Below are 15026 nucleotides of genomic sequence, written 5' to 3'. Positions count from 1 at the left end.
GACGTAACCGGCAATTGCATTCAAGGCGCAGGCGGGGCGGCACGAGGGTAAGATGTACAACTGGATTGAAACGACTTTGAACGTGAGCGGGAGCGTCACCCAGATAATCGCGGTCATTCTGGCGCTCGCGGTGGTGCTGCTGCTGTTCGCGCTGTTCATATTCATCCTCAAGCGGCTGACGGGCAATCAGTCGACACAGAGCCGCAACCGTCAGCCGCGTATCGCGGTGATGGACAGCGCGACGATAGACACCCGCCGCCGGCTTGTGCTCATCCGCAGGGACAATATCGAGCACCTGATCCTGGTCGGTGGCCCGAGCAACGTCGTCGTGGAACAGAATATCGTCCGCAACACGCCCCTGACACAGGCCCAGAAACAGACCATGCCACAGGCACGGTCCGGGCAGCATCCGGGCTCCGGCATCGGCGGGACTTCTGCAATGAGGTCACCGATGGCGCCCGGTCCGGACATTCCGGCACGTCCGGATGACACGGTCGTAAACGGCGAAACCACGCCTCCTTCTCCGGCCATGCTCGCCAGAGCTCCCGCACCCGCCCCCGCGCCAACTCCCACACCTGTCCCCACGGCCCTCGCCGCGCCCGTTGCCGCTTCTGTTGCCGCTTCCGTCGCCGCGTCCACTCCGGAAGCGCCCGCCGGGGCAGCGGACACCAAACCTCAGACCGCACCGGTCGCCGGCTCCGGACCCGAAACCCAGGGCAGGACACAGGCCGTACGGACGCCGCTGCCCATCCGGGCAAAGACCGAAGCCGGTCGGGAGTCCGGCCAGGCGTCGGACCTCCTTAAGGCGGCGACCCGGAACGGCTTCAACAAGTCCGTGACCAAGGGGCCGGCTACGGACAACCCACCCGACAATCCGCCCTCCGCCCCGCCGGCTTCACCTGCCGCGGTGCCCCCTGTCGTGCGGCCGGCTTCCCAGCCGCCGATATCAAAGTCACCGGCGGTTCCGCCCGCACAGCCGGAAACCAGGGCAGGCGCGGCGCTCAAGTCCCTGGCACGACCTTTCAGCCCGCGTGACCGGCCCTCCTATGGCACGCACTCGATCACACCGCCGGCCTCGGGTCCTGCAGCCCGCGCGAAGACGGCCCTGATGAAGCCCACCGAGCCCGAGCAGCCGGCCGATGCCGGCGGGTCGAACCTCGCCGCTTCGCTGCCGCCCCACATGAGCCAGGCCCAGGCCGGCGCCGTTCAGGCGAAAGATGCCGTGCGACCGGCCGGCGCCGCGCCCGGGGAGACTTCACCGGAACAGGCCCAGCCTGTCACGGCAGGCACCGCGTCCGATGTTCCGAAGCCGGACCCGGCTCCGGTCGTGACGGCGGAACCGGCCATGCCCAAGGATGCGCCCAAAGGGAGCGACGAGAGCCCGAGCGGCGGCACGGACGGGGAAAAGCTTTCCCCGACACCTCTGGCCACCGCTGGAACGGCCTCCCCGAATCCGGAACAGAAACGGGATCTCGCTCAGGAACCCGCCCCCGTCGTTGCAGTGCCAAAGGACATCAAACTCGATCCGGACGACCTGCTTGAAGACCCGCCGGCTGCTGTTGCCGAGGCCGCTGAAACCGGGGCCGCCGAAACCGGGACCAAGGTCAAAGCGACCGGGCCGGAACAGGACCAGCACCAGTCTTCCAGCGTGAATCCGCCGGATGGACCCGTCGGCGACGAAAGTTCTTCAAACGGCGAGACCGATCAAAAAGGAAACGCCCCACCTGTGAAGGCAGTCTCTCAACCGACGGCAGGGCCGGCAGCAGTTGCGAAACCGGGTCTGGGCGACAAGAACCCGATTGAAGAAGAGATGGCGAAGATCCTCGACGAACTGGGTGGGCATCCGAACTGATGCAAGGACCCTCCCGAAATTCGCGCAAGGTCGGTTGGACCTGTCTTGCGGCTCTCCTGACCGCGTTTCTTGTCATCCTTGCCGGTCCGGCTGCGGCACAGGAAATCTCGGTCGGGTTCGGCGAGGATGCCACCCTGACCGAACGCGCCGTCCAGCTCGTCATTCTGCTGACGGTTCTCTCGCTGGCGCCTTCGATCCTGATCATGGTCACCAGTTTCACCCGCATCGTCGTGGTGCTGTCACTGCTGCGTTCGGCCATCGGACTGCAGACGGCGCCCCCCAACATGGTGATGGTCAGTCTTGCACTGTTCCTGTCCGCCTTCATCATGATGCCGACGCTTCAGGAAGCCTATGACGCGGGGGTCCAGCCGCTCGTCGACGGCGATATCGAGATCGAGCAGGCCTATGAGCGCGCGTCCGACCCGTTCCGCTCTTTCATGCTTTCCCAGGTCCGTGAAAAGGACCTTGCCCTGTTCCAGGAACTTTCCGGTCAGGACGCCCCTGAAGGGCCCGAGGACCTGTCGATGGCCACCCTCGTTCCGGCTTTCATGATTTCCGAGCTGCGGCGCGCCTTCGAGATCGGCTTTCTGCTGTATCTGCCGTTTCTGATCATCGATCTGGTGATTGCCTCGGTGCTGATGTCCATGGGCATGATGATGCTGCCGCCTGTCGTGATCTCGCTGCCTTTCAAGCTGATTTTTTTCGTTCTGGTGGATGGCTGGAACCTGGTCGCAGGATCGCTGGTGAAAAGTTTCGGCGGCGGCTGAGACTTCGGCCCGCCGGTAGAGAAAATTTAAGACAAACCTGTAAATATTGCGGACCGGCGTCGGGTGGTCATGTCCGGATCTTAATAGTGGCGGGTCAGTGTTACCAGAACAGCTAGAACAACTTGCAAGGCTCAAGGATCCGGAAGCGAGATCCAGGCTCATCCGTACCCTTGTCGGCGAATATGCGCGCTCGGAAGACCACGATCCGAGCGAAACCGAACGGGAGCTGTTCTCCAGGATCGTCCTGTCCGTTTTTGACCAGCTGGACCGGGAAGCGCGATACGAACTGGTCGTGCGTCTTGCCAAAACCGATCGCATCATCCCGGATCTCGCGGACCGCCTGGCCCAGGAAGACTACGATCTTTCGGAGCCGGTCATCGAAAGCTCGCCGATGATCAGCCAGTCCGCTCTGATGAGCCTGGCCAAGTCCGGGGGCAACGACAAGCGGCTGTCCGTGGCGCGGCGTCCGGATCTGAGCGAGGAAATCACCGACACGCTGATCGCGCGCAGCAGCCGGGACGTGGTGCATGCCCTTCTTGACAATCTGGACGTCCCGTTTTCCGTCAAGGGAACGCTGGCCATTCTGATCTTCGCCAACACGGAGGCAGCAGTGCTTGCCGCGATCGCCCGCCGCGCGATCAAGGACGAGGACTTTCTGAACACGCAGATGCATGTTCTGGAAACCAACTGTCCCCTGATCCCACCACCGCTCAGGAAAGCTCTGGAGACGGGCGACCTGGAACGGCTCGCCGCCTCGATTGAAGAAAACAGGAGAGACGGCGACATCGAACTGGACGGCGTTCTTTTTTCGCGGCACGAGGCAAGCATCCAGATCGCCAACGGCGAATTGTCCTTCGATGCGATCCTGAGAACCCTGTTCGAACAGGAACGTCTTGACGCCGCGATCTGGCTCATCAGCCGCAAGATCAATCTCGCCGACGAAGTCGTCGCCGACACGCTGAAGTCGGACGCGGATGGCGCAATCATGCGCCTCATGCTTCAGACAGGCATTCACGACAAGACCTACCGGGATTTTCTGAAGGCCCGTTGCGACTGGCTGGATCGCAGCACCAGATCCATTCCGGATCTGGTCATGCGCTACAAGGCCGAAATGAAAAAGCCGCACCTGGCGGGCGCCCTGCCCGCACTTTGAACACCAAGCGCCCTCCGCCTGCCGGCAGAGTTGGCATCAGGTAAGGATCCATCGCGCTTGCCCGTGGCCGGTCAGCCTGCCGCATCTTCCGGCTCGGGAACGGCGGCAGCCTGATCGGGACTGCGATCCGGCGACATGTATTGCCGGCGGTATTCCTTCAGGAATGTTTCCAGGGAATCAATATCCGCGAGCCGGTTCGCCACTTCGAGGAACTCGACCCCCTGCGCTTCGATCGGCCGGGTCACGACATCGAAAGCCAGTGCCTCCGAGCTGTCGGACATCTTCTCCATGTATTTGGTCTGCAACCGCTCCAGGCTCAGCTGGTCGCCGGCGAGCGAGTAGGCGATGGCCGCCCTGAGGATGTCGCGCCGTTCAAGGTCGTCCAGCGGAATGTTGTCCGACCAGCGCGACCCGTGCATGGCCTCGAGCTGCTCCCCGGTCTCGCGCCAGCTTTCCGCGGCCCAGAACGTGTCGGCTCTCAGCCGGTCGACATCCGAGCCGCGCATGTTGCGGACAAGCTCCAGAGCGAGGTCGGGACGTCCGCTTTCCGTCAGTGCCCGGGCCTCGACGATGTTGCGCTGGCGTTCGAGGGTGGACGGCAGGCTGGCCTGCCGTGTCCGGTTCAGTACACGCAGCGCCTGGTCGGCCTTGCGGTCCATGAGATAGATCGCTGCCAGGTCGGCCGCGATCTGCGCCCGCGCCGCGCCTTTCAGCCGGTTGTCCACCTGGTGGCGCAGCAGATCGGTCGCCTGGTCGAGCAGATCGACCTCCACCAGCCGTTTGGCGAGAAGCCGCACCATCTCGTCGCCCTGACGGCCGATCGGCGTCATTTCCCGGAAGTCGTAATAAAGCGCCAGGGCCTTGACCGGCGGCATCTCGCTGGCCTTGCCGTCAAGGAAGAGAGAATTGAACAACCCGTTCATCTCTTCCTGCAGCAGGCGTGTCGTGTCGCTGTCCGGTTCCGCCTGCACCGCCGATTTCATGGCTTCGAACGCTTCCCGGTACTGGCCACGCTCCGCGAACAGTTGTGCCAGGAAGCGCAGCGTCTTCAGCTCGATTTCGTCGCCGCGCCAGGAGGTTGACAGTCCGGCCAGCCGGTCGATGGTCTCGTCGACATTCTGTTCGCCGTCCCGGTAGCGGATCCTGAGGGCCCGGTATTCGGCTTCGGCCGCGCGCGGCCTGTCATCGGAGCGGGTGACCAGATCGAACACTGTCAGGGCTTCCTGGGACCGGCCGGAAGCGTCCGCGACCCGGCCTCTCAGGATGTCGTAACGGGCCGCCTGGGCCTGCGTGACCTCCGACGGCTCGATTTCAGCCAGAATACTGTTGGCGACGCCGAAATCATTGACCTCGACCATGGACTGCGCGGCGGCGAGCTTGAACTCGGTCTGAATGGCCGACGGATAGTTTCCGACCACGGCACGTCCGCGCGGCATGGCAATGCGCGCCGGTGTCCAGTTGCCGAGCTTGACATCGACAATCGTTTGCCAGACGGCGGCATCCGGGCTGTTCTTCAGGTCCGGCCGGTTCAGATAGGCATAGGCCTCGTCGGGCCGCCCGGCCATGGTCTGGGCCGCGCCCATCATCAGGTTGAACGAGCTGTCCTCGGCCAGAGCCGGTTCTTCCTCGAGCGCCAGCTTCATCAGACCGAGCGCTTCCTGGGGAAACTGATGCGCCAGGTAGAATCGCGCAAGCGCCATGAGCGGTTTCCGCCGCTGGCTTTCAGGCGAGGCGGACAGATTGGCTTGCAGCGCCAGAAGTCGGGTCCGGTAGGCACCGGGGCCTTCGGTGCTCAGGGAAACGAATTCCAGATAATTGCCGTCATCAGGATCGACGATCGTGTTCAGGGAACCGGTCCCGCCCCGCAGATGGCGGCTCGACAGCGCCAGTCCGCCTTCCTTTTCGATAAGCACATCGTCCCCGAGGATCTGCATCTTGACGTTGTCGGATTTCGTCACGATCGCAATACCCTGCGCGGAGCTCAGGGCCTTCAGGTCGACAAAGGTTTGCGGCTTCAGAAGTCCGCGCGGCGGACCGAACCCTGTGACCAGGGAGATTGAATCTCCGACGAACGGGTCCGTGACCTGACGGATGTTCTGCGGGTCCTGATAATAGACCCTGAGGACGGAGCCGCCGTCTCCCCGGACGGTTCGCTCAAGCTGCAGGGGCCGCGAAGGCTCCAGAATCATGTCTCCGATCACGAGGGACCAGGCATTCCCGTCGACCCCCACCGTCGCCAGGACAGGATCGTTCATGTCCATGCGCAGGATCTGATAGTCATCAAACTGCTGGACATCGATGGTTTCCGCCGTTTCCGCCAGCGCGGAGGCCATACCGCGCGTGTCGATGGTCGCATCGGTATCGAAGACAAGCCAGATGCTGTCGTTGCGGCGGAATACGGCACTCGAGACGGGTTCGGAAAACGGAAACACCACCCGCACGGTGTTGCCGATGCGCCTGGCTTCCGCGGAGACGAAATTGCGGGCTTCCTTGGCAAAACTGTCTGGCGGCCGCTCCGGTGAGGGCGGCATGCCGTCGGGATCACTGCCGGAGGAAGCACGCCAGGCCTCCGGTGCCGCGCCCTGGGGCCGATCGGGCAACTGAATGCCCGCGGGCACGCCGCTGCCCAGGGACGGTGTGGTCTGAATCTGGACCGGCGCCGTGTCGAAGGGCGCCTCCGGCTGGTCGCCGCTGCCGGGCACTTCGGCCGGCTGGATAGTCGGAATGCCGTTGTTGCCGGCTTCTTCCTGTTCCTGAGGCTGACCGATCTGCTGGGTCGAAAGATCAAGCATCGGCGCCTGTCGCACGATGTCTTCTTCCGGCAGGGTTTCACCCAGGGGCAGCGCGCCCGGAGCTGCCTGCGCGACAACAACCGGTTCCTGTGCGGCCTGCCCGACAACAACCCGTTCCTGCGCAGCCTGCGCGGCAATGTCCAGATCTTGCGCGCCGTCGCCGATCCCGCTCACCGAACGATCCGCCGGACCCGTTGGGCCACCGGAAATGGCCGCGGTTGTGAGCACTTCATCTGCCGGCTCCGCACCAGCGTCTGCCGCTGCGGGTGTTGCAGCCGCCAACTCAGGAGCGGGAACCGTTTCGACCGCCGCTGCCGCCATTGCCAAATCGGTGGCCAGATCGGTCGCCAGATCGGTTTCCAGATCCGTCTCGCCGTCCGTTGCCGAAACCGCGACATCGCTCGTCATGAGCCCTGCCGGTATCTCCGGCTGCGGACCCGCTGCCTGCATCGGAGCTTGCGGAGCGGCCGCGACAAGGACCGGCTTGGGCCGAGGCGCCATCGCGATCCGCGGCGTTGCCGCATCGCTCGCCGGTTCTGCATCCGGCCCGGTCGGGTGCGGTATCGCCGCGGACAGATCCGGGGAGCCCTCCGGCATCCGGTCTGTATCCGGGGCCCGGGCACCATCACTGCCGCCGTCATTGCCACCGCCGCCGAGCGGAACGACGGTATAGGCCGGAGACTCGTCCGCCTTCGATTCCTTGAGCGCGCCACCGCCACTGGATGCGCCCGTGTCTGCGCGTGGAAGTCCGCGCGGATCCGTGACCTCACGCGTGTCCCTGAGGCCGGGCGCGGTAATCATGTTCTTGCGGTTTTCATTGTCCGCGACGGACAGTTCCTTGTTGATGAGCGCGTTGGCCGGATCGTTGACTTCCATGTTCTCCGGCGTGACGTCGATCACGTAGGTCTGTTCCTCGCGGAACGCCCTGATGTCCACCGACGGTTCGACCCGCATCAGGAACTTCAGCTTGCCCTGGTCCAGAAACGAGGTCGCATCGATCACGCCTTGCGGCAGATGCGCCCTCAGATGGGCGATATCGAGCTGCGCCGGATGGTTGAACGTCACCTTGATGATGTCGTTTTCGCGAACGAATGCCGTATCGAACTTGATGGACCAGTCGAACACAAGGCGGGTGAACGTCGGATGTTCTCCCACATGGAGGGTCACTTCGGGACCCTCTTGTGCTTTCAGCCGCGCCTGCTCCAGTGCGCGAACCTTGCGCATGGCTTCCTCGGCCCGCTTTGCCAGTTTGCGCACGACATCGTCCGGCAGGCCGGGCGGCAACCCCTGCCAGGTCATCGGCAGGATGTCGACAAACAGCTTTTCACCGGCTTCCAGCGTGTTGATCTGGTACTGCGCCTTGAGCGCAAAACGGATGGCGCTGCCATCGGGATCCCGCCGGGCGATCGTCACATAGTCGCCGAGATCGAGCGGCACGTTGTCCACGTTGATATCGATGGGTTCTTCGAAGGATATTCTCAGCACGCCGCCGGTGATGACCGCGTCGTAGATCGGCAACAGGGTGCGGTCCTTGAAGGTCAGCACGATGCGGCCATGGCCGTTTTCCTGCGAGACGTCGACCTCGACCGGCTCCAGTTGCTGGGCCTGAACCTCGATCCCGGACACGGCTGCGAGAGCCAGCAGCGCGAACCGGAGAAAAGCCGCCACGCACAGGGCCCGCCACCTCCCGGCCGCGAGACCGGTTGAGCAGATCTTCTGATATGTCAGGAACGGTCCTGGCAAGGTGTTCAGTCCTCGGATGACGCCAACGCGATATTGTTAGTCAGGTCTTGTTAACGTGCCCTTACGCCAACTTCGTAAATCCGCCGGAACCGCTCAGTTTGACGGGATTTTCGGCAGCGTGTCCTGGCCCGGCGCCCGTGCCTGAACGGGTTGTGCCGGTGCGATCGGCGCGGACGCATTGGTGGCGATCGCGACGGTCAGCCTCTCCGCGGCCTCGGGAGACATTCTGGCCAGAACATCCGCCATCTTGCGCGGCTTCATCTGGCGGACGACTTTCAGCAGGATCGGCAGGCTCAACCTGTCGAAGATCCGCGCGGCGTCCTTCGGTTTCATGTTCTCGTACATGGTGACCAGGCCGGCGATTTCGTCTTCTTCCTGCTTCTTCTTCGCTTCGACCGCCGCCTCGATCCGTCCTTCGAGCTTCTTCAGTTCCTCGACCTGCTGCTTGATGCGCTCTTCGGTCGCCTGAAGAAGCTTTTCCCGCAGGTCGAGCTGACCTTCCTGTTGCTGCAAGGACTCGCGGCGCTTGCCGAGGCTCTGCAGCACCGCCCGCTCCGCGGCAGACCCGCCTATTTCCAGGCTGTCCGGCAAAACCGGCTGGTCCGGCAGCTCACCTCCTCCCGGAGGTGGCGGCGGAGGCGGTCCCCCGGGCTCCATGGCCGGGTCCGCGGCTTCCGCGGCATCGCCGGCGGCTGTTTCCTGCGCGACCGCGCCATTGATGGAAATCTGGCTGCCATCGGGCCCGAGTGTCAGGCCCAGCAGCTTCAGGGCGAGCAGCGCGCTCGCCGAAATTCCCAGCAATGGCAAAAGTCTCAAGTTCATGCAGCAGCACCATTGCGTTTGCGGAATTGTTCCAGACGCGCGGTCGCTTCAGCGGCAGCGCTGCGAATGTCGGACGCACGCGTGGCCCGCCGGCGTTCCGGCTCCACGGCAGTCGGCTGCGGCGCGTAGTGATTCGGGTCCGCAGCAGGCTGAACCGCATAGGCGTCGCTCCGCGGCGCGGGCTCGCGAAGCGGCCCTGCCGAGCGGGCTGCCTCCGCAATCTGCGTTATTCTGGTAAAGACTTTCTCACCTTCGCCGACGTGTTCGGCAAGTTTGTGGGACATGGTTTCCGCTTGCTTAAGACGGCTGCCGAGGGTCTTGTCCACGTCCGCGGCCGTCGTCTTCAGGCCGAGGATGGCCCGCTCCGCGATTTCCGTTGCCGTCATCAGTTCGGAAATGGTTGCCCTGAGCACCTGCTCGTCCGCGCGCAACCGCTGCAGCCTGCGGTTCAGAATCCAGCAGTAGCAAATGGTGATCAGCAGCAGCACTGCGACCAGGCCTTCAATGATCATTCCAAGTGGCAGTGTGCTCATGATGAGTCCATCTCATTCTGCATGGCGCGCTCGAAGGCGGCCAGGGTCATTTTGGGCTTGCGCAGGTTCTTTGCGACACGAATGGCGATGGAATCCTCCACCTTTCCGAGCGTGCCCTCACTCAGGGGGACATTGCCGCACTTGATCAGCACGGGATCGCTCGGAGCCACGTCGAAGACGAGGGTCTGGCCGACATCCAGGCTGAGGACCCGGCCGAGCGGCAGATAAGTTTCGTGCAGCACGGCATCTATCTCGATTTCCGCGGCATGGATCTCGGACGCCAGGTGTCCTTCCCAGATCGGGTCGCGGCCGAACTTCTCGCCCATGAACATCTGCAGCAGCAGATCGCGGATCGGCTCCAGCGTCGCATAGGGCATCATGATCTCGACCGAACCGCCGCGATCTTCCATATCGATGCGCAGTTCGACGAGAATGGCCGCGTTGGCCGGACGGGAAATCGCCGCGAAACGCGGATTGGTCTCCAGACGTTCCAGATTGAAATGCACCGGCGACAGCGGCGCGAAGGCCTGCTCGGCGTCCTGGAGGATCAGCGCAACCATCTGTTGCACGAGACCGGTCTCGATGGTCGTGTAGGGGCGACCTTCCACGCGCACGGCAGAGGTGCCGCGGCCGCCGCCCAGCAGAACGTCGATGATCGAATAGATCAGACTCGATTCAACCGTGATCAGTCCGAACCCGTCCCATTCCTCGGCCTTGAAGACACCGAGAATGGCCGGCAGGGGAATGGAATTCAGATAGTCGCCGAAACGGACCGAACTGATGGAATCCAGCGAGACTTCCACGTTGTCCGACGTGAAATTGCGCAGGGAGGTCGTCGTCAGCCGCACAAGCCGGTCGAAGACGATTTCCAGCATCGGCAGACGTTCATAGGAAACCATCGCCGAGTTGATCAGCGCGCGGATACCGCTCTGGTCGCCTGCGATCGTGTCCTCGATATTGAACCCCAGGAGGTTATCGATTTCCTCCTGGTTGAGGACACGATCGGCGCCGCGTGTCGCGTTTTCCAGATCCGGCTCGCTGTCGTCGATCATCGCGGCCCATTGAGCCGCCATATCGTCGGAACCGCCAGCGCCCTGCTCCTCCAGAGCAGCGCCCCAGGCGGCCGCGAGATCGTCGTCTTCTTCGCCGGCGGCACCCTGCTCCGCAAGGGCGGCACCCCAGGCGTCGGCCATGTCCTCTTCGGACAGATCGTCTTCTTCGGTATCAGCCATTCATCAATTCACTGAACAAGGATTTCCTTGAACAGCACCCCTTCAACCTTCGCCGGATAGACCGACAGATTGATCCGCCTGAGCAATTCTTCCTTCAGACGGAACAGACCGGCAGACCCTTCCAGGTCCGCGGGGCGCAACTCGCGCAGATAGATCTGGAACGCATCCAGAATTCTCGGCAGATACGGCTGGATCTGATCGATCATCGCGCGATTTTCGACTTCCAGCGCAATCCTGACCTTTAGGTAGGTGGTGCGCCCGTCCGTCGCCAGATTGACCGTCATTTCCGGCAGATCGTAGAACATCACCGGTTTCTGGACTTCCTGGGCCGCCTGCGGGTCCCCGGGAACCGGTGCTGGATCACCGCCGCCCATCAGGAAGAAGTAATAGACCGCCCCGCCGACAACGAGCAGAAGAACCAGCCCGATACCGCCGAACAGGATCATCTTCTTCTTGCCGCCACCGGCAGCTTTTTCCGCGTCGTCGTCGCCGTCATCGTCGGCTGCGGCATTTTCGTCTGTCATTCGGCACTCCGCATCCAGCCAGGCGCTCGCGCGCGCCATTTGTTACTAAAGTGTTAATGGTTAACGAAAGGTTACCAGGCCATTAACGCGAGTCACCGGGCAAAAATTGCCAACCGGTTAACTTCTGCCGGAATCTCTTGCCGCACGCACCCTCCCCTTTCGCGTTTTACCCACATTTTCCAAGGATTTATAAACTGGCACGCCTCGTGCATTAACCATACCGAGCCCGTGGATCTGGGGAGATCGACCGGCTCGTCGGGGAGCATGAAGGGAACCGTTCGCCATGGAGAACGCACAACTAGTCGCCTTATCGAGACAATCGATTTTGCGGAATCATCTGGATGTCATCGCCAACAACATGGCGAACATCAACACATCCGGCTTCAAGTCGCAGAATATGCATTTCGCGGAATACGTGATGCCGGTCGCCGACGGCACTGCTTTCGAGCAGCCCGATCGCAAGATTTCCTATGTGGACATGTTCACGACCAGGACCGACTTCACGCATGGTCCCGTGAAACTCACCAATAATGAATTCGATCTCTCGCTCAACAGCGAAGGGTTTTTCGCGGTTCAGCTGGAAGACGGCACTGAAGCCTATACACGCAGCGGCGCCTTCCGGCTTGATTCCACCGGACAGCTCATTTCCGCCGATGGCCGCCCGGTCATGACCGAGGGCGGGCCGATCTCCTTCACTGTCGAGGACGGTCGTGTCGAGATCGCCGGCGACGGCACCATCGCCACGGAGCAGGGCATTCGCGGAAAGATCAAGGTCGTCGACTTCGAGGACGTCCGCACCCTGGAAAAAATCGGCGACACAATGTTTCGCGGAGAGAACCCGCAGCCGGCCGCACAGGTGCGACTTGTGCAGGGCGCTGTTGAAGGCTCCAACGTCTACGGGGTCACCGAGGTCACCCGCCTGATCGAGGTCACCCGCGCCTATGACGCGACCTCCAAGGTGGTCAAGGATCTGGACGAGCTTCGCCAGCAAGCCATCTCCACACTCGGCAAGTTTCAGGCCTAACCGGCATCAGGGAAGAATACGATGAAAGCACTCCACATTGCCGCCACGGGCATGAAAGCCCAGGAACTGAACGTCGAAGTCATTTCGAACAACGTCGCCAACATGCGCACGACGGGTTTCAAGAAGCAGCGCGCCGATTTTCAGGACCTGCTCTATCAGAACCTGAGACGCATGGGCACGGAGACATCCGACGCTGGCACGATCGTTCCGACCGGCATCCAGATCGGCTCCGGCGTCAAGATTGCTTCGACGGCCCGCATCATGTCCCAGGGGTCTCTCGAACAGACCGGCAAGAATCTCGACCTTGCCGTCCGCGGCGAGGGTTTTTTCCAGATCGACCTGCCGGACGGCAACACCGGTTACACCCGCGACGGATCGTTCGAGCGGGATGCCGACGGCCAGCTCGTGACCGTTGACGGATATGCCGTCGTTCCCGGCATCACGATCCCGGAAACCGCGCAGGATATCACGATCTCCAATACGGGCGTCGTTCAGGGTGTCGACGTGGGCGGCAACACCGTCCAGCTCGGACAGATCCAGCTGGCCCGGTTTGTGAACAAGGCAGGCCTTGAAGCGATCGGCGACAATCTTTTCCTTGAAACCGACGCCAGCGGCGCGCCTGAAAGCAGCAACCCGGGGGATGACGGTTTCGGCTCCCTGCAGCAGTATTTCCTCGAAATGGCCAATGTCGATGCCGTGACCGAGATCGCCGACCTGATCTCGGCGCAGCGCGCCTACGAGATGAATTCCCAGATCATCCAGGCTGCCGACGAGATGTACTCGACAACCACCAACCTCCGCTAAGACGGGAAGGCTGACACCATGATGAAACACCTGCTGAAAGCCGTGACCGGCCTGCTGCTGGTGGGCATCTCCGCCTCCCTGGCTCTGGCGGACGAGCGCCCTGTGCTGCGCTCTCAGGTCATGACACTGTCCGATATCGTGACCATCGGCGATTTCTACTCCAACACGGGCCTGCTCGCCTCCAAAGCGCTGTTCAGGTCCCCGGACATGGGCACCTCCGGCAATGTCCCCGCCAGTCTGGTCGCCGAACGGGCCAGGGCCGCAGGTCTGACAGCGGCAGGCACCGACGGCCTGCGGACCGTCGTTGTCTTCCGGGGCGCCACCAGGCTCAACCGCGACCAGCTCGCCGGCCTGGTGCGCACATCGCTTGCGGACCGCAACGCCGGACTGGATCCCGACAGGCTCGACATCCGGTTGCTGCAGGCCCCCGACCAGGTGCTTGCGGACCCCAAGGTGCACGACCCTATCCGGATCGACCGGATCGAATGGTCCCGGAACAGTGGCCATTTCACGCTCCACGCCACGGTCGCGGTGGAAATCGGAACCCAGCCGCTGATCCTGTCGGGTGTCGCCACGGAAATGATCGACGTGGTCGCCGTAACGCAGCCCTTGCGGCGCGGCGACATTCTGAAGGAAGAGAATCTGGACGTCATCCGCATGGCCCGCAGCAAGGTGCCGGCAGGCGCGTTGACGGATCCGGACGACGTGGTCGGCAAACAGGCGCGGACGAACATTCGGGCCAATGCCCCCCTGGCGCGCAAGGACTTCCAGCGCCCCATCCTGATCCAGCGCAGTGAAAAGGTCACGGTCACATACCTGATGTCGGGAATGAAACTGACTTCCCGTGCCCAGGCCATGGATGACGGTGCCAAGGGCAACGTCATCGATGTCATGAACCTGCAGTCCCGGCGCATCGTCCCGGCGATTGTCACCTCCCGCGGCCAGGTACGCGTTCATGCCGCCAATCCAGTTGTTGCAAGCTTGAACAGCGAGACAAACTAATGCTGAGATCCGTTTCCAGAAATCTGCTGGCAAGCATCGCGCTTTCCGCCCTCGTCGCCGGTTGCGGCACCGCCGACAAACTCGCCAATGTCGGCCAGCAGCCGGCCCTGAACGCCATCCAGGACCCGACCACCACGCCGGGATACCGTCCGGTCCAGATGCCCATGCCGGAACCCCAGCAGGCGCATTACAACCCCAATTCCCTGTGGCAGTCGGGCAGCCGGGCCTTCTTCAAGGACCAGCGCGCCAGCCAGGTCGGTGACATCCTGACGGTCGTCGTCACCATCGACGACGAGGCCGAATTCGAGAACGACACCGAACGCAGCCGGTCCGAAAGCAGCGGCGCGGGTGTCGGCGGGGCTCTCGGCACCGCCATCGACACGATCTTCATGCCCGCAAGCGCGGCCGCCAGCGATATCGCCAACACCAACAGCAATTCGAACTTCCAGGGATCCGGCAGCGTCGACCGAACAGAAAGCCTGCAGACCACCGTGGCGGCGGTCGTCACCCAGGTCCTGCCCAACGGCAACATGGTGATCGAGGGCCGCCAGGAAGTCCGTGTGAACTTCGAAGTCCGCGAACTGATCGTCGCCGGCATCGTCCGGCCGGAAGACATCACCGCGAACAACCGCATCGCCAGCGAACAGATCGCCGAAGCCAGGATCGGCTATGGCGGGCGCGGCCAGATCACGGATGTTCAGCAGCCGCGTGTCGGCAACCAGGTGCTCGATATCCTGCTGCCGTTCTAAAAGTACGGAGCAATGCAGGTTTAAAGTCC

12 protein-coding genes are annotated in these 15026 nt (G+C 62.8%); 7 read left to right on the top strand and 5 right to left on the bottom strand.

Annotated elements, in window-relative coordinates; all coding sequences use genetic code 11:
• The first annotated feature begins 52 nt into the window (after window positions 1-52).
• The 3 genes from AC0VX3_RS10860 (at window position 53) to AC0VX3_RS10850 (ending at window position 3772) form a co-directional block, all read left to right on the top strand.
• The gene (locus AC0VX3_RS10860) at window positions 53-1852 is read left to right on the top strand and encodes a flagellar biosynthetic protein FliO (RefSeq protein ID WP_475524716.1); all 1800 of its coding nucleotides are present in this window, start codon (window positions 53-55) and stop codon (window positions 1850-1852) included.
• Window positions 1852-2619, top strand: coding sequence for a flagellar type III secretion system pore protein FliP (fliP, locus tag AC0VX3_RS10855; protein ID WP_342892101.1), 768 nt, complete (start codon window positions 1852-1854; stop codon window positions 2617-2619). The genes AC0VX3_RS10860 and fliP overlap by 1 nt, the downstream gene beginning before the upstream one ends.
• Before the next feature lie 97 nt (window positions 2620-2716).
• Window positions 2717-3772 (top strand): DUF2336 domain-containing protein, encoded by a 1056-nt coding sequence (locus AC0VX3_RS10850; RefSeq protein WP_475524715.1) that lies wholly within the window; start codon window positions 2717-2719, stop codon window positions 3770-3772.
• Window positions 3773-3843: 71 nt separating this feature from the next.
• Here AC0VX3_RS10850 and AC0VX3_RS10845 read toward each other — a convergent pair whose 3' ends face one another.
• From AC0VX3_RS10845 to AC0VX3_RS10825, 5 genes are all read right to left on the bottom strand, one after another.
• Entirely contained in the window at window positions 3844-8232 is a 4389-nt protein-coding gene (locus AC0VX3_RS10845) for a hypothetical protein (RefSeq protein ID WP_475524714.1), read from the bottom strand.
• Between the two features lie 168 nt (window positions 8233-8400).
• On the bottom strand, window positions 8401-9129 hold the full coding sequence (locus AC0VX3_RS10840; RefSeq protein WP_475524713.1) for a MotE family protein: 729 nt from the start codon (window positions 9127-9129) through the stop codon (window positions 8401-8403).
• On the bottom strand, window positions 9126-9662 hold the full coding sequence (locus tag AC0VX3_RS10835) for a DUF6468 domain-containing protein (RefSeq protein WP_475524712.1): 537 nt from the start codon (window positions 9660-9662) through the stop codon (window positions 9126-9128). Before AC0VX3_RS10835 ends, AC0VX3_RS10840 begins: the two co-directional genes overlap by 4 nt.
• A complete protein-coding gene (gene fliM / locus AC0VX3_RS10830) occupies window positions 9659-10894 on the bottom strand; it encodes a flagellar motor switch protein FliM (protein WP_342892096.1) in 1236 nt (411 codons plus the stop codon). Before fliM ends, AC0VX3_RS10835 begins: the two co-directional genes overlap by 4 nt.
• An 8-nt stretch (window positions 10895-10902) precedes the next feature.
• Window positions 10903-11418 carry a flagellar basal body-associated FliL family protein gene (locus AC0VX3_RS10825; protein ID WP_475524711.1) on the bottom strand — a complete coding sequence of 172 codons (516 nt, stop codon included), beginning with the start codon at window positions 11416-11418 and terminating at the stop codon, window positions 10903-10905.
• Between the two features lie 325 nt (window positions 11419-11743).
• Here AC0VX3_RS10825 and AC0VX3_RS10820 point away from each other — a divergent pair, with 325 nt between their 5' ends.
• The 4 genes from AC0VX3_RS10820 to flgH are packed head-to-tail and all read left to right on the top strand — an operon-like array spanning window position 11744 to window position 14997.
• Window positions 11744-12442 (top strand): flagellar hook-basal body complex protein, encoded by a 699-nt coding sequence (locus AC0VX3_RS10820; RefSeq protein ID WP_475524710.1) that lies wholly within the window; start codon window positions 11744-11746, stop codon window positions 12440-12442.
• Between the two features lie 21 nt (window positions 12443-12463).
• Window positions 12464-13246, top strand: coding sequence for a flagellar basal-body rod protein FlgG (gene flgG / locus AC0VX3_RS10815; protein WP_348149310.1), 783 nt, complete (start codon window positions 12464-12466; stop codon window positions 13244-13246).
• Between the two features lie 18 nt (window positions 13247-13264).
• Window positions 13265-14248, top strand: a complete 984-nt coding sequence (gene flgA, locus AC0VX3_RS10810) for a flagellar basal body P-ring formation chaperone FlgA (protein ID WP_475524709.1) — start codon at window positions 13265-13267, stop codon at window positions 14246-14248.
• Window positions 14248-14997 (top strand): flagellar basal body L-ring protein FlgH, encoded by a 750-nt coding sequence (flgH, locus tag AC0VX3_RS10805; RefSeq protein WP_348149314.1) that lies wholly within the window; start codon window positions 14248-14250, stop codon window positions 14995-14997. Before flgA ends, flgH begins: the two co-directional genes overlap by 1 nt.
• The last annotated feature ends 29 nt before the right edge of the window (window positions 14998-15026 follow it).

The organism is Roseibium sp. QJM3NY_11 (assembly GCF_056173175.1).
The sequence above is the reverse complement of the archived record's forward strand: the minus strand, read 5'-3'. Positions and strand labels throughout refer to the sequence as shown.